The sequence below is a fragment of the Bacillus sp. DNRA2 genome (genome assembly GCF_012843265.1).
In the GTDB taxonomy this organism is placed as follows: domain Bacteria; phylum Bacillota; class Bacilli; order Bacillales; family Cytobacillaceae; genus Bacillus_BU.
Window position 1 is genome coordinate 1 of the sequence record NZ_JABAIT010000104.1, and the last position, 201, is coordinate 201.

The window sequence follows — 201 nt, forward strand, 5'->3', positions numbered from 1 at the left end:
TCGTTTGAGCGATGGAGGGACGCAGGAGGATAGGGTAAGCGCACTGCTGGATATGTGCGTCTAAGCAGTTAGGCTGTAAATGAGGCAAATCCCATTTACTAAGAAGGCTGAGCTGTGATAGCGAGGGAAATATAGTACCGAAGTTCCTGATTCCACACTGCCAAGAAAAGCTTCTAGCGAGATAAAAGGTGCCCGTACCGC

Annotated in this window: 1 rRNA gene; it reads left to right on the forward strand. The window is 49.3% G+C overall.

Annotation, left to right across the window (positions count from 1 at the left end):
* Positions 1–201, forward strand: a 23S ribosomal RNA gene (locus HHO41_RS22850); the annotation flags it as partial.